Below are 17,202 nucleotides of genomic sequence, written 5' to 3'. Positions count from 1 at the left end.
TTCAGAAGTGCTTGAAATTTATGGGCTAAACGCAATATGTAATCACGTAAACAACTTTAACATAAATTATAACACGGAATAATTTGACATGAGCCAAGAAAAACTACAAGAGCTTTCTAATCACATTGCTGTACTCAGTGCAGAAGGTGTTCAAGCCGCTAACTCTGGTCACCCAGGTATGCCAATGGGATGTTCAGACATCGGTAGCGTACTTTGGAGTAAACACTTAAAACACAATCCAGCTGACTCAAGTTGGTTCAATCGCGACCGCTTTGTTTTGTCTGCGGGTCATGGATCTATGTTCATTTACTCACTTCTTCACCTCTTTGGTTACGATGTAAGTAAAGATGATCTTGCGAACTTCCGCCAGCTCGGTGCAAAAACTCCTGGTCACCCAGAATTTGGTCATACTGATGGAGTAGAGACAACAACTGGCCCACTTGGCGCCGGTATCTCTAATGCAGTAGGTATGGCTCTTGCAGCGAAAGTACAAGGTGAAAAATTCAACACAGCAGATCACACAATCCTTGACTCAAATGTTTATGCAATTTGTGGTGATGGTTGTCTTATGGAAGGTGTAGCATCTGAAGCTGCATCAACTGCTGGTCACCTCGGTCTCGATAACCTAGTTCTCGTTTATGATTCAAATAGTATTACAATTGAAGGTTCAACTGACTTAGCATTCACTGAAGACGTAGCGATGCGTTTCCGTGCTTACAACTGGGAAGTTATTGAATGTAATGGTAATGATATTGAAGCAGTAGATGCCTCTTTAACTCTTGCTAAACAATCTGATAAGCCAGTTATCATCATTGCAACGACAATTATTGGTAAAGGTTCACCAACTAAAGCCGGTACTCATAAAGTACACGGTGCTCCACTCGGTGCAGAAGAAGTAACAGCTTTCCGTGAAACACTTCTCGGTGGCGAAGCTTTTGACGTTAGTGATTCAGTCAAAGCTTTCTGCGCAGAAACTGCTGCAGCTGGTGCTGAAGCACAAAAAGCATGGGAAGCAGAGTTTGCAGCTTGGTCACAAGCTAATCCTGAGCTCCGTAAAGAATGGGATGTTTACCAAAATCACGAGCTCCCCGCAGAATTTTCTTTCCCAGAATTCCCTGTCGGCGAAAAAGTAGCTTCACGTAAATCTTCACACGCCGTTCTTAATTCACTCGCAGCGCAAGTTCCTTACCTTCTTGGTGGTTCTGCTGACCTCGATTGCTCGAACTTAACTCGCCTCGATGCAGAGGGTGATATCAACACTGGTAAGTTTGATGGTCGCAATCTTCACTTTGGTGTGCGTGAGCACGGTATGGGTGGCATTGTTAATGGTATGATCAACTTCGGTGGCATGCGCGTTTACTGTTCAACTTTCCTCGTGTTTGCTGATTATATGCGTCCGACTATTCGTTTAGCGGCACTTATGAAGACTCCAGCAATTTACGTATTCACTCACGATTCATTCTTCGTTGGTGAAGATGGTCCAACTCACCAGCCTGTTGAGCACAAAGCAGCTCTTGAGTGTATTCCTGGTCTTACTGTTCTTCGCCCTGCAGATGCTAACGAAGTTAAAGCAGCCTGGGAAGTGGCAATCAGAAAAACTGATGGTCCTACTGCGCTTCTTATGTCTCGTCAAAATCTTACAACTCTCGCAGAAACAGTTGACAACGATGTTGCCAAAGGTGCTTATGTTGCTAAAGCTGAAAGCGGTGATTCTATTGACCTCATCCTCATGGCTTCTGGTTCTGAAGTTGAGCTCGCAGTTGAGACAGCTAAAAACCTTGAAGCTGATGGTAAATCAGTTCGCGTTGTATCAATGCCTTCTTCAACTCTTTTCGAAGAGCAGAGTGCAGAATACAAAGAAAGCGTTCTTCCAGGTGCAGTGAGCAGTCGTTTTGCGATTGATTACGGTTCTTCAATCAGCTGGTACCGTTACATCGGACTTCAGGGTGGTCATCACTGCCTCGATCGTTTCGGTGAGTGTGGTCCTGGTGGTAAGGTTGCAGAGCACTTTGGCTATACGACTGAGGCTCTAACTGCAGAAGTTCGCGATTACCTCGCATAAGAATTTCTAATCCACTTTTAAAAGTGTAAAAAAGGTCGGCTTTTAAGCCGGCCTTTTTCTATTTTTAGGGCATCAGATGTGGAATAAATGGTGACTTCAGCTTTATTATCAAAAAATTATTAAAGTCTAACAGGAACTCTACATTTATGAGCTATCACGCTGATACCGTTCACGGTGAATCCATTCGCATTACGGGCCATATTCCCGAAGATAAACCTTGCTTTGTTATTTCATGTAACCGAGGTGAAATTGCTGCAGATACTTTGCGCGCAGCTAAAGAAATCATGAACCCCCACGTATTGACGGCGACACTGCACACTGCAGGTGATGCCCAGTACCCTTACGTGGCACAGTCTGAATATCATCTTTGTATTGGTCCAGACACTTTTTCTCCGGAGCAAGTAGCTGCGGGTCGTGCAAAAACTCCTTATATGGATATCCCAACACTTCTCACAGCTTGTGGCATCGTTCGCAAAATTGGTGAAGATCTTTTCGGTAAAGATGGTTTCAAAATTGGTATCCATCCAGGTTACGGTATGCTCTCGGAAGAGCCTGAGTTTGCTAAAGCAGTTGTCGATGAAGGTTACATCTTTATTGGACCTGGTGAATACACGCAGTCGATCATGGGGCCTAAAGATAATGCTCGTGATATCGCCATAAAATCAGGACTTCAAGTTGTTCCGGGTGCAGGTGATATTCGCACTTTAGAAGATGCTCAAAAAGCACATGCACAGATTATTGCTGACAATCCCGAACTCGCCGATCGCCGTTTCCGTTTAAAAGCAGTTGCTGGTGGCGGTGGTCGCGGTCAAATTGTTTTCCAAGGTGCAGAAGATTTGCCTGCTAAATTTGAAGAAGTTCAGAATGTATCGTATGCACTAGGTTGGCCTTCTCACTTTGTGATGGAACTCAATATCGAGATTTCACGTCACTACGAAATTCAGCTTTTTAAAGACCTCACTTTCTATGGTCGCGAATGTACTTTGATGCGTTCTTCGCAAAAAGAAATTGAAGAGTTTCTTGCACCAGAAAGTTTGATGGACACTGATCCTGTAGCCGCTAAAGAATTAGAAAAAATGATTGCTGCTGCACCCAAACTCGCACAATTATGTGGTCTCGATTCAGTTTCAACCCTTGAATGTATTTACGATGAAGAATCTCAGAATCTTTATTTCTTAGAGATGAATACACGTATTCAGGTTGAGCATCCCGTTTCTAATCTAGCAACTGGTGTCGACTTACTCAGATCGCAAATCCTTTACGCTTTTGGTGCTCCCATTACTCTTAAACAAGAAGATATTGAGTTCCGTGGTCACTCTATCGAAGCACGTATCACTAATCTTGACCCCTATAGCGAAAGTTACGGTCCAATGGGCGGTAAAACAATTGAACGTTACTTACCACCAAAACGTACTGATCGTATGCGTCATTACGGCTACGTTCATAGTGGTAATACACTCACAAGTTTTGACCCCATGTTTGCAAAATTAGTTGGTCGTGGTCACGATCGTCAAGAAGCGGTAGAAGCTTTATTCCGGGCACTCTCTGAATTTATTGTCGATGGCCCAGCGTTTCGTCACAATATTCCTCACCAACTCTTTGTGATCTGTCACCCGAAATTTTTGGCACGTGACTACAATTCAGAAACGATGACAGAAATCCGTCAGCTCTTCTTAGAAAAGTTTGTTCCTTTCTTCGACGAAAAATTTGGCAAAGAAAATCGCTACCATTCACCGATTGTGGCTGATGCGGTTAACCTTTTCTACGGTCAGCACTTTCACTAAGACGTGCCCGCTGCTCAACGCCAAATAGGTCCCTATAAAATCGTCGGACGCCCTTTGGGCTCCGGTGGTATGGCGACTGTTTATCGCGTTCAAGATAGCAATGGTCAGCATGCAGCCCTTAAAGTTCTTCACGCTCATCTAAATCGTGAGCGTAAAATTGTCGAGCGCTTTAAGCAAGAATTTGCCATCGGTAAAAAGATGGCGCGCTTCAACAATTTTGTGAATATGCATTCACTAGAGAAAGTCGACAATTCTTGGTGTATCCTTATGCAATTGGTCGAAGGCAAAACTCTTGAGCACCGCTTGATGGAGTTACCTCAGGCCATTGCGGTCGTCGCGAGTTTAGCGAATGCCTTGCATAGTTTTCATTCCAAAGGACTCATACATCGCGATTTGAAGCCCGAAAATATCATTTTAAGTCAAACGGGCGAACTTAAAATAATGGACTATGGCATTACCCGAGAACTCTCTAATAATATGACTCGGACGGGGACTGCAATGGGGACCTTGCTCTACATGTCTCCTGAACAATTGAACGCTGAAAAGACTTTAGATCACCGTGCAGACATTTATTCTTTGGGAGTGATATTTTATCGCTTGCTCAGTAAGCGAGATCCTCATGGTTTGGGGAGTAAAGCCGAGTATGTGCATGTTATGGAAGCTCGTTTAAAGAAAAACATGCGTGCTGTACCGGGATTAAAGGATCATCCGGTTAATGATTTACTTGAGCGCATGATGGCCATAGATCCTAATCAACGTCCCAAGGATTGTCAGGCATTGTTGATTGAATTAAAGAAACTACCTGGTTCGCCAAAGAATATAAAAAAAGTCCTTGCGGATTTAGCAAAAGACAATAAAAAAGCTCAGGCAAAACCTAAAGCAACGCCCAAGATTGATAAAACAATTCAGCGTGAGCCAACTAAAAAGACGACTAAGAAAGCACCAGCAGGATTCATTATGCTCGGCTTTATAGTTTTTGTTTTACTCTTTGCAGGGCTCTATTTTTTTGGTCCCCCACAGCTTCGTGATGAACTACAAAAAATTGTCTCGGGATAAAGCCATTTTCATGGATCTTTTTACAGTCACTGAATTGATTAAATAAGTCTCGAAAGTTACAATGAAGCAGACCTAAAAACTATTAGTGAGAAAGCTTCCCAAATGCCATCAAAAAAAACGCCAGTAATTTGTGCCCTTGATTTGGGGTCAATGAATATTCGCGTGATTTTAGCTGAAGTTATCGATGGTGAACCTCGCTTGTTGGCTTGTGCTAGCCGACCCTCCCTGAAAATCAAAAATGGCGACATTCAAGTGGTTCAAGTAGTTGGTGAGCAATTGCTACTTGCACTTCAACATGCTGAAGAATTAGTTCATGGTGCAACAGTGGATTATGTCTACGCCAATATATCAGGTAGTGGTCTTCATACCGATTTAGCCAATGCCAATGTGCATATTTATGATGCGGAGGGAGTCGTCACAGTAGAGGCGATGCGTGAGCTTCAGCACCTATTAAGTGACCATAAAATTCCCGCGAATCGTGAGTTGCTCTGCGTCGATGTATGTAAGTACTTTATTGATAACCAAAAAGAAGTCCTCAATCCCGAAGGGCAAGTAGCTGTAGCATTATCTTGCGATGGTGTACTTGTAAGTGCCGACCAAAATTATGTGGGAGGCGTGCGTCGTTTGATTAAAGAAAACTTAGGTCGCGACGTAATGCGCTTACTCCCTAGTAGTCGCGTCTTACCACATGCTTTTCAAAATACCTTAGATCCTGAACGAGGCACACTCTGTATCAACTTAGGATATGGAACTTTAGATTACTCGGTTTATAAAGGTAATGAGCAATACCTTAATACTTTGCCTATTGGTTTGGATCACATTTGTATGGACTTGGGTGAGTGTTTTGACCTGCATTCCAAAGAATCGGAAAAACTCTTAAAAGCCTATATAGAAGTCTATGGTTCTTTGCCCGAAGGTGAAGATGGCATGATTGAATTAAAAGGTCTCCCGGGAACGGAACCTAGGCGCGTGTCTCTACAGTCAGTGGAAACTGTTGTTGTGGCTCGCTTGCGAGAAATGCTCGAACTTATATGGCATGATGTTTGTCAGGTCAAAAAAGATAGTTCCGTGAGTGCCGTTTTGATGACTGGTGGTGGTGCTAAATTACAGGTTTTTAATCGTCTTATTCAAGAAGTGACGAATCTTAATTTAAGTACACCGCACTACGAACCGCGTTATGTCTTGCCCGAGATGCGTGATGAAATAGAGTTGTGGTCTAATTGTCTTGGAACTCTAATTCTTGGCGCGCGAGATTATCAAGTTAGCCTCGAAAGGGGTAGCATGCCAATTTTAAGTCAGTTCACGACGGAGTTCCGTCGTATTGGCGGTTTAGTCAAAGACCTCTTTTCCCACATTAAGTGGTAATTCATGTATGCCTTAGACAAAAAAATGGGTTTAATAACTTAGCGAATAAGATATTAAACCCTTAAATGGAGCTCTTGAATTATCTCGAGATCATTAAAACTTTTTTGCGTAATCCATCATGTTATTGGCAAGTTCCTCGAGTCTTTCCTTGAGGTTTTCATCGGTGAGTGCACCCGTTTTATCAAAAACTTTATAGCAGCTAGCAACATTCACCATCTTGGGGTAAGTGTAGCAGCCTAGGTGAGTTGTGATGCTGTTTAAATGCTCAAGAGCTTTTAGTGCACCAAAAGGGCTAGCGGCAACACCTACGAGGCCGACGGCTTTGCCGCAGAGGGCTGATGGGTAGCCAAGGTTGTCAATAATGAGTTTAATGACGGAGCTGTAGCTACCGTGGTACTCTGGAGTAGCCATAATCACAATGTCTGCTTCACGAACAAGTTGAGTGATGCGTTTAGTGTCTTCGGTTTCAGTTGTTGCAGGGTTGTTGAGCTTGAGTGAGAGTGGGTCGAGTTGATTGACTTCAGCCCCCAAGTCGTTAAACTTATTTTCTACGATAGATAAAGCTTTTTTTGTATTGCTGTAAGCACTGGCGGAACCAAGAATTGTGACGACTTTCATGTGAATCTCCTATAATAATGATTTCTTAAAATGTCCTATTAAAAGCTAATGGCAAGTGTCATTATAAATGAAATCGCAGGCTTTGATTTAAGATTGACGGAATTATTTCGTCTAAACAACAAAAAAGCCGCCAATTAGGCGGCTAAATTGTTTCTCCTTACTCCAGTCACTAAAAACTTCCTCCAAAATTATTAGTGAGACTCCAATTTCGATGCCTCCTTTCCAAAGTCCACATCGAAATTCCTCCTCTCCATCATCAGTCTCCTTTCCCAAAGATCCATCTGATGATTTCCTTTCTCAAATAATAATACGGAGCACTTAGAATATATCTGTCGCGACATATGAACTTTTTTTAATTTTTTTTAAGATTTAATTTTTCGAATGATTTTGCAGGGGTTGCCAGCGGCTACAACATTGCTAGGGATATCTTTACTTACCACACTGCCAGCGCCAATGACGCTATTCTCGCCAATGGAGACACCAGGGCAAATAGTTACTTTGCCCCCTAGCCAAACATTGTCAGCAATGTGTACGGGTTCAGAGTATTCTTTCCATGTCGATCTTTCATTGGGATCAATAGGATGTTGAGGAGTGTAGATATGCACCCCAGGTCCAATCATGACATTATTGCCTATGCTAACTTCCGCAGTGTCGAGAATGACGCAATCAAAGTTTATAAATACTTTATTGCCAAATTTAATGTTGTAGCCATAATCACATTTGAAGCTTGGTTCAATCCAAATAGTCGAATTATCAGTTTGGAAGAGTTCTTTAAGAAGTTTCACACGAAGTTTTTTCTCTGTTTCAGTAGATTGATTAAATTGTCGACAAAGTTTACGTGCGTTTTGGCGTTCATGGGTGAGTGTCTTATCAGCTGGGTCGTAAAGTTGGCCGGCAAGCATTTTTTCTTTTTCAGTCATAAATTTATAAGCTTATTGTTAGAGATGAATATACTGGAGCCTTAAGTATAATAATTAGCAATTTGTCTTGCTTGCTTAGTTGACGGTTTTTCAGTATTTTGGCGCTTTTTGATTCCACTGGTTAAAACACGATCTGGTTGTATTATTGAGGCCTTATAAGTCTATAAAGTAGGTTAATTGTCATGCGACTCAATAAATTCATCAGTGATTCAGGTTTCTGTTCTCGGCGCGAGGCAGATAAACTTATTGAGCAGGGACGTGTGCTGATCAATGGTCATCGCAGTAAAACTGGTCAGCAAGTTGAAGCGAATGACTTTGTTGAAATTGATGGTCAACGCATTAAAGCTAAGCGGCAAAAAGAGCGCGTTTACTTAGCCTTCAATAAGCCAGAGGGAATAACTTGTACTACGGAGAGCTCGGTTAAAGGCAATATTGTTGACTTCATCAATTACCCAGATAAAATATTTCCGATTGGTAGACTCGATAAGTTCTCAAATGGCTTGATCTTTATGACCAATGATGGCGATATAGTGAATAAAATACTTCGAGCCGGCAATGCACACGAAAAAGAATATGTCGTGACCATTGATCGCCCTGTTAGCGATGATTTTTTGAGGAAAATGTCGAATGGTATCCCCATTTTAGATACGGTGACTCAAAAGTGTAAGGTGACTAAAGTCAGTAAGAATACTTTTCGCATTATTTTAACTCAAGGTCTTAATCGTCAGATTCGCCGTATGTGTGAATATTTAGCTTGTCGTGTACTTTCTTTACAACGCACGCGTATCATGAAGGTCGAATTGGCAAAGCTAAAGCTTGGGACTTGGAGACATTTGACTCCTAGCGAGATGGAAGAAATTAATAAAATGATTTCTGAATCAAGCAATACGAAAGAAGCCTCTAAAGATGCTAATAAACAGGGGCGTAGGTCAATGGCAAAACGTCCTGTTCAAGGCAAAGCTAAAGCTTTTTCTAAAACGAGTAAATCCCCCCAATCTAAACGCGGTGGGCAAAAATCGAGTCAAAGTTCAAAGCGCAAAAATAATTCTCGACCGCAAAAAAAGCGACGTTAAATTATTCCTCTGGGTCGATTTTACGCCGGCTTTGTTTTTTTTGCTTGTGAGCCTCGCGATACTGACGTTCGCGTACCGAAACACTGCGTTTTTTACGTGTTGCGACACGTCGTTTACGCTTTCTTCCTGCTTGTATTAGCGCTTGGCGCAATTTTTTAAGACAGATTTCTCGATTGCGGTGTTGGCTACGTGATTCAGATGATTGAACCACTAAACCAGTGGGAAAGTGGACAAGGCGTACGGCGGAATCGGTGGTGTTGACATGTTGGCCACCAGCGCCAGAAGCACGAAAAGCAGAAAATTGACATTCTTTAAAAAGTTCATCATCTTCACTAGGGATGACGTAGCCAAAGGGGAGTTTCTCAAGGCGATTATTCATCGCTGAATTCTCCACAAAAGCTCGACCAAGGAAGTTTAGATAGTGAAGAGTTGGAGAAGCGGTGATCAAAAGTTACTTCACGATAGGCCCAGGTGGGTAATTCGAATTTCGTATCTTCAGAGGGGAGCTCAATTTCAGCTAGCACAAGTCCTTCGTTATTGCCATCAAACACATCTATAGTCCATTCAAAACCTTGGTGTATAAGGGTGTAACGCTTTTTACTGATGATGTCTGAGCTAGCCAGTTCTTTGAGCATAGTTTCGGCGTCTTGAAGAGGGATGTCGTATTCGCATTCAAGGCGTGAAAAGCTCTTATCTGCAGTTCGTCCTTTGATAGTGAGCCAAGCTTGCGTTTGCGAAGTGCGCACACGAACAGTTGCTTTGCCCTCTTTGGCTATGTAGCCTTGGTGCAAAATTTGAAAAGGAGCTCCAATCCAAGGGGATCCCTTGACGAGAAACTTCTTTTCAATTTCGATAGCCATTTAAATGTGTAAACTTGGAGGGTAAATCTTTTGTTTGACGGCTTCTTGCAAAGCATCAATCACATCTTGTTTGTCTTCTTTATATGTTACTCCGAACCATTTGCATGGGCTTTCGATAATATCACATGAGATCTTATTATTTTTGATGAGTTCATCAATTACAGAGGGGATATAGAATTCAGACTTCGGGACATTGATATTATTTGAGAGAAACTTAATGAATGCTGATTCATAATGAGCCAACATAGAGGCACTCATGCACCACATGTTCATGGAGACGGGCGTCTTGGCTGAGAACTCATTAGAGTTTTCATCGAGGATTTTGTCGCCTTGTTGAGTCAATCCATGAGTTTCAGTAATATCGCTTAAAGAATTTGTGGAAGATTTTTGACATACCCCACGTGAAACTGAACCATTTTGTGAGAGTGTTTGTACAAGTTCGAAAGTGACAATGCCGCTTTTTTCTTCCTCAGTATTTTCCCATGAGTCAATCATGTTAGAGGCTAGTTTAAAGCTTTCGAGGCCATAAAAATCATCCGCATTTATAATGAGGAAGGGATTCTTTATGGTATCGATAGTAGAAAGTAAAGCGTGCCCCGTACCCCAAGGTTTTTCGCGATCGCTGGGGCAATCAAAACCATTAGGTAGGTGGTCGAGTTCTTGGTAGCAGTACACAATTTCTGCTAAGTCATTGAATTTGGGGCCAATGAGTTCTTTAAATTCTTTGGCGAAATCGCGACGGATGATAAAAATAATTTTGTTGAAGCCTGCACGAAGAGCGTCATATACAGAGTACTCAAGGATGGCTTCACCAGAGGGGCCGAGCTGATCTAATTGTTTTAGGCCACCATAGCGCGAGCCCATGCCTGCGGCTAAAATAACAAGAGTTTTATTCATTGACTATCCTTATTGTGGGCGGGCTAAACCGCGCTCTGAATTCTCGCAAAATTTAATAATATTGTCGATGACGTCGCTATTGTCAAAGTTTTCCTTGAGTAATGCAATGGCTTGCTCGACGGTATTGCCTCTTTTGAAAAGTATTTTAAAAGCTTCAAGAGCATTGCGCACATCATCTTTACTGTAGCCACTGCGTTCCATGCCAACTTTATTGATAATACGACAAGATGCGGGAGCACCCTCACATATGGTGTATGGCAGTACGTCTTGGACGACGCGAGCCATACCTGCAATCATGGCATTTTTACCTACATGACAAAATTGGTGAACGGCAGATAAGCCGCCAATGTTTGCGTGGTCCGCAACACTTACATGTCCAGCTAGAGTTGCGTTGTGGCTGAGGACGACGTGGTCACCAACAATTGTGTTGTGTCCTACATGAGAAAGAGCTAGGAGTGCGCAGTTTGAGCCGACTTTTGTGATGGTACCATCGTCGGTGCCAGAGTGGATGGTTACATACTCACGAATGATTGTGTTTGAACCGACTTCAGTATAAGTGATGTTGCCTTCTTTAAACTTTAGATCTTGTGATTGTGAGCCAATAGAGGCAAAGGCGTAAATTTTACAGTTAGAGCCAATTTTAGTACGACCATCAATAACAACGTGAGATTGGAGGTAGCAGTTATCGCCAAGTTCCGCGTGTTCACTAATAGTGCAGAAAGGGCCGATTTCGCAGTTGTCACCAATTTTAGCGTTAGGGTGAACAAAAGCTTGTGGGTGGATGTTTGAAGCCATATTACGCTTCCTTGTCTACGAGGGCGAAGGCCATGGCGAGTTCAGCTTTCAGTTCAGTGCCACAGTAAACTTTACATATACCACGACCCAAACGAGATTTAAGGAAATCGAGTTTAAAATCAATCGTTAAGAGATCGCCAGGAACAGCGGGGCGGAAGAATTCAGCTTCTTCAATAGAGACAAATAGACCGATCTTATTTTTGTTTTCCGGTTGAGCGAGCATGTAAACACAGCCGAGTTGTGCGCAAGTTTCGGTAAGTACAGAAACGGGAAGAACCGGTGAAGGAGGAATATAGTTTTGTGAGTAAGGTTCATTGATGCTTACAAGTTTTTCTCCAACGATATGCATGTCTTCCATGTGAATGACATTATCAATAAACTGAAAGGGAAAGCGGTGCGGAATACTTGCGGAGATCGCATTTGTATCCATAACTTTTTCTTTATACTCAGCGAATTCAGGAAGAGTTTCGGGGATAAGGACTGATGGTTCGATAGGTGTACACTCAAGTGTTCCGAGAGTCAAAGTCACTATACTGCAAACTTTTCCGTGACTATTTTTAGCAGTCGCACTTACTTGAGCAGATTTTTCAGTGACTTCGGAAATGCTGAGTTCAATAATGAGTTGGTCGCCGGGAAGGACAGGGTTTTTGAAACGCATTTTATTGATTTTTCTAACCCAAGGAGTGCCTTTGCCACCCTCAAGTTTAAATGCGGCACCCGCAACTTGAGCTACTGCGGCCAATTGTAAAACACCTGGCATGATAGGGTTATTGGGGAAGTGACCTACAAAGTAGTGTTCATTAACAGTTACATTTTTTAAAGCTCTGTATTTACCTGCTTCATCTGAAACTTCTATACGATCAACTAAGAGCGCGGGGAAACGTTGAGGGATGAGGTCGAAGAGTTCGGGGTAAGAAATGATTTTTGACATGTTTATTTTGATCCTGATGTAAGTTTAAGCATTTTTTGAACCATGGTCACGTTGGATGGGTGGCCAGGTTTTACGGCAATGATGTGAGCCTTTAAGGGCTTGCCGAGTAAAGAAAAGTCTCCGACGATGTCGAGCATTTTGTGACGAACGAATTCGTCGTCATAACGCAGGCCATCTTTGGAGTAAATTGTTCCGCCGTGAATGACAGTAGCATTATCGAGGCTGCCACCTTTAATGAGGCCGGCGTTCATGAGGTATTCGAGCTCAAAGTAAGAGCAGAAAGTTCTTGCTTCAGACAAGTCTTTTTCAAATGAATCTTGTGTGACTTCCATACTGAGGTATTGAGTGTCTAAGACGGATTGATCGTATTTCACCGTGCATGAAATTCGGAATTTATCGTCAGGAACTACCGTGATAAGAGCGTGATCCATTTCTAAGGTTTGAACTTCGTCAACCGTAAAGTACTCACGTTCAGCATCCTGTTCTACGGTGCCAGCTTCTTTTAAGATCTTTAAAAAAGGTAATGAGCTACCATCTGCAATGGGAGGCTCTGGTCTATCCATTTCGACAAAGACGTTGTCTATGCCTCTACTCATGAGGGCTGCTAAGACGTGTTCAACAGTATGGACGACGGCATCGCCATCTTTTAAAGTTGTAGCACGTTCCACGTCTGTTGCATTGGTGCCAACGGCAAGAACTCCTGGCTGTCCAGGTAGATCCATACGACGGAAGATTATGCCTGTGTTGGCGGGTGCCGCTTTGAAAGTGAGTCTAGCACGGTGCCCTGTATGCAGGGAAATCCCCGTGAAGGAAACGGACTTTTCAATTGTGTGTTGTTTGTCTGGGTTCAAAGTGCGATCCAAATTATAATTTTATCATCGCACACTATACGAGAACTTGCCTTTATTTCACGGCAGAGCAAGAAATTTTACTCGTCTCTGGAGCCCATATATCGCATGACGTAATAAATCAAGGTCATGAGTGCGGAAATCGCAGAAGCTAAATAGGTTAAGAAAGCAGCATTGAGGACTTTGCCGGCACCATCCACTTCGCGAGGAGCAAGAAGGCCTGCAGTCATCATTGCCTTTTTTGCACGAGCAGAGGCATCCCATTCGACTGGAAGAGTGATTACAGTGAAGAGAAAAGCTAGAGCTAAGCCTAAAATTCCGATTAGCATAAAGGGTCGTGAACTTAGGAACAATCCAGCAATTAAGCAAATGTTACCAACTTGGTTGCCAATGCCAACTAAGGGGCACATAGCTGAGCGCATGTTTAAAAAAGCATAAGATTGTGCGTGTTGTAGAGCATGGCCGGCTTCATGGCAAGCGACTCCAATGGCAGATAGTGATCGACCATTATAGACATCGGGAGAAAGGCGCAAGGTTTTGACTCTGGGGTCATAGTGATCAGAAAGAAAACCTTGGGTTATTTCAATAGTACAATCGTGAACGCCATTTCTTTGTAACATTTCATTGGCCGCTTGAGCCCCAGTTAAGCCTTTGCTGCCAGGAACTTCTTTGTAGCGATTAAAGGTTGATTTTGTATGCCAAGACGCAAAAAGAGATAGCGCTAAGGCGGGCAAAAAGAAAAATAATATGTAAGTCATATCAAAAGCGAAAACAGCTAAAGGTGCAAAGATCATGTTAATCTCCTTGAGTTTGAAATTAAGTAATTTATTTTAAATCATAATTAATTCCAAAAGAAAAATATGGCAAAGAAGAAAAAGCAAAAAAAAAGTCACCTCGAACGCTTTGAGAATTTAAGCGAAGAACAAAAAATGGAAATCCTTAGTTCCGCGGCTCGTTTGCGTAAAGCGCACAAGATGAAAGGCAGTGATCGTGGGGACTGGAAACGCAATTTAGAACGCGGAAGAGATCATTCAGGAAAAAAAGCCTCGAGGATGGCGAAACAAAAGCCCGATGTCTTAGAGGATTGGACGCGTAAGGCGATGGAATTAGCCGACTCGATGAATACCCTAGAAAAAGAAAGTGATCGCGAATTATTCGAAGGTGTGGTGAAAAGTATTTCTCGCGGAGGCGGAATTTTGCGTGGTTCGCATGGAGAGATCACCTTCTTTTTAAAATCAGAATTAGCCATGTTGCAGAAGACTGGTGTATCGGTGGGGGAAGAGGTTTTTTACTCGATGAAAGACGATGGCAGTGCTTTAGTTGAGCGTATCGCGAAGCGTAAAAGTATTTTCTCACGCCCCGACCCTTTACGTCCTAAGATCGAACGTGTTATTGCCGTGAATATCGATTATGTCTGTATGGTGTCGTCTTTAGATAGTCCCATCTTTAATCCCTTTTTTATCGATCGAGTTCTCATTGGAGCACGTCAAAGTGGTGCGGATTTTGTTTTGTGCCTCAATAAGATGGATTTAGAAGTCGATGACAAAGAGCAGGTCTTAAAGGAGTTGGATTACTACCGAAATCTGGGTGTAAATATCTTTGAAGTATCGGCGCATGATAATCAAGGGATTGACGATTTAAAGAAATTCTTAAAGGGACACAAATCAGTGTTTGTTGGGACTAGTGGAGTGGGTAAATCTTCTCTGCTTAATGCGATTAGCCCCGATCTCGATATAAAAACACAAGAAACTAGAGAGAAGGCGAGGGGACGAGGAAGGCATACGACTGTGATGTCAATCTTTCATTATTTAGAGGATGATGATCTCTATATAATTGACACGCCTGGTTTCAGAGAGTTTAATTTAATGGAAATCAGTAAGGAAGAATTAAAATTTTATTTTCCCGAATTCGAAGGGCTTGATAGTTGTAAATTTAATAATTGTCAGCACGTTCACGAATTAGGTTGCATGGTCATAGATGCTGTGGATGATGAAAAAATTTACGATCGTCGTTATGAGAGTTATTTAAGAATTTTAGAAACTTTACCAAAAAGTGATACATAAAAAAAGGATAGGAAGATGTTTACTTTAAAATTATTAAGGAAGATAGGAAAGATTTTACGAGGCGGAGCCACGACTCGTGAAATCACTTTGGGCTTTATGCTCGGTATGATGTGGGGTTTAATCCCAGGGTTTAATTTGGCGCAATTCCTTATGCTGTTTTTGGTGTTATTACTGAATGCAAATTTTGGTTTTATGCTTATGGGCTTGTTGGTAGGGACTTTGGCTTGCTATGGCTTGTCGCCTCTTACCTTCGAAATTGGTTATGTATTAATCTCCAGCCTTCAAGGCCTGTTTACTAGTTTGCATAATACGGCAGTTGTTGCTTGGGTAGGTTTAGATAGTTACTGCTTAGTAGGCGGTGTTCCATTGGGTATAATAGCTGGTGGTGCAATTGGTTTATTTTTAGGTAAAACAGTTGTGTCGCTCCGTGAACGCATGTTCAAGCTCGAAGGCAGTGACAAAATGCAGGAGCTCAATGAAAAGTTTTGGGTTAAAGCACTTTTGTTTATTGCCTTTGGAGGCAAGCTTCCCAGCAAAGAAGATCAAGAAGATAAAAAACATCCACTCTTCCGTCCAATGGGCCTAGGGCTTATTATTTTTACTGCAGTCATTGTCTTGGTGGCGGAGTTTTTCTTACTGGAAAGTATTATGAAGTCTCAGCTCGAGAAACAGTTGACTCGTGCAAATGGTGCGGAAGTTAATATCAATGAATTACACTTCTCTATGGGACAAGGCAGTTTGAATATGAAAGGCTTAGAGTTTACCGATAGTTCAGACCTGTCAAAAAATAGTGTTCAAATTCAAGATGTCTCACTAGATGTTCAGATGTCAGATTTACTTCGTAGTCGTGCGGTGGTTGAGCTGCTAAAAGTTGATACAGTTGAGTTTGGTGTTGTGCGTAAATCGCCAGGTAAAGATTATGATTCTAGTTCTGAAAAAGAGACTAAAGAGCCTGAAGAAAAATCTACGGATAAAGAAGGTGAATTTGACATTAATGAGTACTTGGATAAAGCAGGTCAGTACAGAGAATACTACGACAAAATAAAAGATTACCTTGCTAAGCAAGAACAGGATGCTCAAGCCAAAGCCGAGAATAAACCTGTGAAAAGTACTAAAGAAGATCTTCGTGAACAAGCTGAGAAGTTAGGTTTTCTCAATTTAAGAGCGAGAGAACTCTATCAAAATTCGGCTGCTTGGCATATTAAGCAAACGAGTGTTAGCAATATTAAATCAGCTTCAAGATCTTACACTTTAGAGGTTTCTGATATTAGCAGTCACCCAGTAATTATCGGGCAACCAGTATTAGTTGATTTAACGGATGGGAAAAATATTTCTGCTAAGTCAACACTAAATGTACATGAGTTAAATGCGGATAGTACGCTGATGGTGAAAGTGAGCGATTTGAAAAGAAAAGAAGATATTGATTTTGGTGAAGATACAGCGGCAGTTCTTCGCGATGGTGATATGAGTTTTGATTTAGATGGAACTTTTTCAGCTAAGCAAATGAAGCTTCCTTTTTTACTTAAATTGAGAAACCTGAATGTCGATGTTCGACCTGGTAAAAAGATTTTAGGTTTAGAAGAAAAAGATGCTGAAATGGTTCTCAATGCGATGGAGTCATTAGATGTTCAAGGTGAGTTCTTGGGGTCGTGGGATAAGCCAAAGCTTAAGATTGATTACGATCGCTTAATGGAGCGAGTTCAAAAGGCGCTTGTGGAGTCGGGTAAAAAGTTAGCTAAGCAGAAAATTGATGCTGAGAAAAAGAAGGCTGAAGAAAAAGTTCGCAAGAAAGCTGACGAGAAAATTGAGAAAGCCAAAGAAAAACTTGATGACAAGCTTAAAGGACTTTTCGGTCGTTAAGCTAAGAAAGTTTTGATTTGTTAAAAGGCTTGAAGTGATTGTTGCTTCAAGCCTTTTTTGTTGGTGTGTC

At 41.9% G+C, this 17,202-nt stretch carries 16 protein-coding genes; 7 read left to right on the top strand and 9 right to left on the bottom strand.

The genetic code is table 11. The annotated features are described in order from the left end of the window. Positions 1–88: 88 nt before the first annotated feature. From tkt to PQO01_RS19365, 4 genes are all read left to right on the top strand, one after another. A complete protein-coding gene (gene tkt, locus PQO01_RS19380) occupies positions 89–2,062 on the top strand; it encodes a transketolase (protein ID WP_274315882.1) in 1,974 nt (657 codons plus the stop codon). Positions 2,063–2,208: 146 nt separating this feature from the next. After that, complete coding sequence (locus PQO01_RS19375) at positions 2,209–3,846, top strand: ATP-binding protein (protein ID WP_274315881.1); 1,638 nt, start codon at positions 2,209–2,211, stop codon at positions 3,844–3,846. A 3-nt stretch (positions 3,847–3,849) separates the two neighbouring features. Further along, positions 3,850–4,902: a serine/threonine protein kinase gene (locus PQO01_RS19370; protein WP_274315880.1), complete on the top strand. Its 1,053-nt coding sequence runs from the start codon at positions 3,850–3,852 to the stop codon at positions 4,900–4,902. 102 nt (positions 4,903–5,004) lie between these two features. Next, entirely contained in the window at positions 5,005–6,267 is a 1,263-nt protein-coding gene (locus PQO01_RS19365) for a cell division FtsA domain-containing protein (protein ID WP_274315879.1), read from the top strand. 93 nt (positions 6,268–6,360) lie between these two features. Here PQO01_RS19365 and PQO01_RS19360 read toward each other — a convergent pair whose 3' ends face one another. Next, the gene (locus PQO01_RS19360; RefSeq protein WP_274315878.1) at positions 6,361–6,885 is read right to left on the bottom strand and encodes an NADPH-dependent FMN reductase; all 525 of its coding nucleotides are present in this window, start codon (positions 6,883–6,885) and stop codon (positions 6,361–6,363) included. Positions 6,886–7,247: 362 nt separating this feature from the next. After that, complete coding sequence (locus PQO01_RS19355) at positions 7,248–7,805, bottom strand: sugar O-acetyltransferase (protein WP_274315877.1); 558 nt, start codon at positions 7,803–7,805, stop codon at positions 7,248–7,250. A 182-nt stretch (positions 7,806–7,987) separates the two neighbouring features. Here PQO01_RS19355 and rluF point away from each other — a divergent pair, with 182 nt between their 5' ends. Then, positions 7,988–8,878 carry a 23S rRNA pseudouridine(2604) synthase RluF gene (gene rluF, locus PQO01_RS19350; protein ID WP_274315876.1) on the top strand — a complete coding sequence of 297 codons (891 nt, stop codon included), beginning with the start codon at positions 7,988–7,990 and terminating at the stop codon, positions 8,876–8,878. Position 8,879: 1 nt separating this feature from the next. On the opposite strand, the gene PQO01_RS19345 is transcribed toward rluF, so the two are convergent. From PQO01_RS19345 to PQO01_RS19315, 7 genes are all read right to left on the bottom strand, one after another. Further along, complete coding sequence (locus tag PQO01_RS19345) at positions 8,880–9,257, bottom strand: peptide chain release factor family protein (RefSeq protein ID WP_274315875.1); 378 nt, start codon at positions 9,255–9,257, stop codon at positions 8,880–8,882. After that, on the bottom strand, positions 9,250–9,738 hold the full coding sequence (locus tag PQO01_RS19340; RefSeq protein ID WP_274315874.1) for a CYTH domain-containing protein: 489 nt from the start codon (positions 9,736–9,738) through the stop codon (positions 9,250–9,252). The genes PQO01_RS19345 and PQO01_RS19340 overlap by 8 nt, the downstream gene beginning before the upstream one ends. Further along, positions 9,739–10,635: a nucleotidyltransferase family protein gene (locus tag PQO01_RS19335; RefSeq protein WP_274315873.1), complete on the bottom strand. Its 897-nt coding sequence runs from the start codon at positions 10,633–10,635 to the stop codon at positions 9,739–9,741. It abuts the gene before it with no gap. A gap of 9 nt (positions 10,636–10,644) precedes the next feature. Beyond that, positions 10,645–11,430, bottom strand: coding sequence for an acyl-ACP--UDP-N-acetylglucosamine O-acyltransferase (lpxA, locus tag PQO01_RS19330; protein ID WP_274315872.1), 786 nt, complete (start codon positions 11,428–11,430; stop codon positions 10,645–10,647). A gap of 1 nt (position 11,431) precedes the next feature. Then, positions 11,432–12,361, bottom strand: coding sequence for a 3-hydroxyacyl-ACP dehydratase FabZ (gene fabZ, locus PQO01_RS19325; protein ID WP_274315871.1), 930 nt, complete (start codon positions 12,359–12,361; stop codon positions 11,432–11,434). A gap of 2 nt (positions 12,362–12,363) precedes the next feature. Further along, the gene (gene lpxC, locus PQO01_RS19320) at positions 12,364–13,212 is read right to left on the bottom strand and encodes a UDP-3-O-acyl-N-acetylglucosamine deacetylase (protein WP_274315870.1); all 849 of its coding nucleotides are present in this window, start codon (positions 13,210–13,212) and stop codon (positions 12,364–12,366) included. 77 nt (positions 13,213–13,289) lie between these two features. Next, complete coding sequence (locus PQO01_RS19315) at positions 13,290–14,003, bottom strand: zinc metallopeptidase (RefSeq protein WP_274315869.1); 714 nt, start codon at positions 14,001–14,003, stop codon at positions 13,290–13,292. Positions 14,004–14,069: 66 nt separating this feature from the next. On the opposite strand from PQO01_RS19315, the gene rsgA reads away from it, so the two are divergent. Continuing rightward, positions 14,070–15,272 carry a ribosome small subunit-dependent GTPase A gene (gene rsgA / locus PQO01_RS19310; RefSeq protein ID WP_274315868.1) on the top strand — a complete coding sequence of 401 codons (1,203 nt, stop codon included), beginning with the start codon at positions 14,070–14,072 and terminating at the stop codon, positions 15,270–15,272. A gap of 15 nt (positions 15,273–15,287) precedes the next feature. Then, complete coding sequence (locus tag PQO01_RS19305; RefSeq protein WP_274315867.1) at positions 15,288–17,132, top strand: DUF748 domain-containing protein; 1,845 nt, start codon at positions 15,288–15,290, stop codon at positions 17,130–17,132. Positions 17,133–17,202: the final 70 nt, after the last annotated feature.

Origin of the sequence: Lentisphaera marina, assembly GCF_028745505.1 — a bacterium.
GTDB lineage: Bacteria > Verrucomicrobiota > Lentisphaeria > Lentisphaerales > Lentisphaeraceae > Lentisphaera > Lentisphaera marina.
The sequence above is the reverse complement of the archived record's forward strand: the minus strand, read 5'-3'. Positions and strand labels throughout refer to the sequence as shown.

Bases quoted from the DNA above. Each gene is read 5' to 3' on its own strand.
- rsgA (WP_274315868.1), top strand. From the start codon at position 14,070: ATGGCAAAGAAGAAAAAGCAAAAAAAAAGTCACCTCGAACGCTTTGAG.
- tkt (WP_274315882.1), top strand. From the start codon at position 89: ATGAGCCAAGAAAAACTACAAGAGCTTTCTAATCACATTGCTGTACTC.
- PQO01_RS19315 (WP_274315869.1), bottom strand. From the start codon at position 14,003: ATGATCTTTGCACCTTTAGCTGTTTTCGCTTTTGATATGACTTACATA.
- PQO01_RS19365 (WP_274315879.1), top strand. From the start codon at position 5,005: ATGCCATCAAAAAAAACGCCAGTAATTTGTGCCCTTGATTTGGGGTCA.
- rluF (WP_274315876.1), top strand. From the start codon at position 7,988: ATGCGACTCAATAAATTCATCAGTGATTCAGGTTTCTGTTCTCGGCGC.
- PQO01_RS19305 (WP_274315867.1), top strand. From the start codon at position 15,288: ATGTTTACTTTAAAATTATTAAGGAAGATAGGAAAGATTTTACGAGGC.
- PQO01_RS19345 (WP_274315875.1), bottom strand. From the start codon at position 9,257: ATGAATAATCGCCTTGAGAAACTCCCCTTTGGCTACGTCATCCCTAGT.
- PQO01_RS19355 (WP_274315877.1), bottom strand. From the start codon at position 7,805: ATGACTGAAAAAGAAAAAATGCTTGCCGGCCAACTTTACGACCCAGCT.
- lpxA (WP_274315872.1), bottom strand. From the start codon at position 11,430: ATGGCTTCAAACATCCACCCACAAGCTTTTGTTCACCCTAACGCTAAA.
- PQO01_RS19335 (WP_274315873.1), bottom strand. From the start codon at position 10,635: ATGAATAAAACTCTTGTTATTTTAGCCGCAGGCATGGGCTCGCGCTAT.
- PQO01_RS19340 (WP_274315874.1), bottom strand. From the start codon at position 9,738: ATGGCTATCGAAATTGAAAAGAAGTTTCTCGTCAAGGGATCCCCTTGG.
- fabZ (WP_274315871.1), bottom strand. From the start codon at position 12,361: ATGTCAAAAATCATTTCTTACCCCGAACTCTTCGACCTCATCCCTCAA.
- PQO01_RS19375 (WP_274315881.1), top strand. From the start codon at position 2,209: ATGAGCTATCACGCTGATACCGTTCACGGTGAATCCATTCGCATTACG.
- PQO01_RS19360 (WP_274315878.1), bottom strand. From the start codon at position 6,885: ATGAAAGTCGTCACAATTCTTGGTTCCGCCAGTGCTTACAGCAATACA.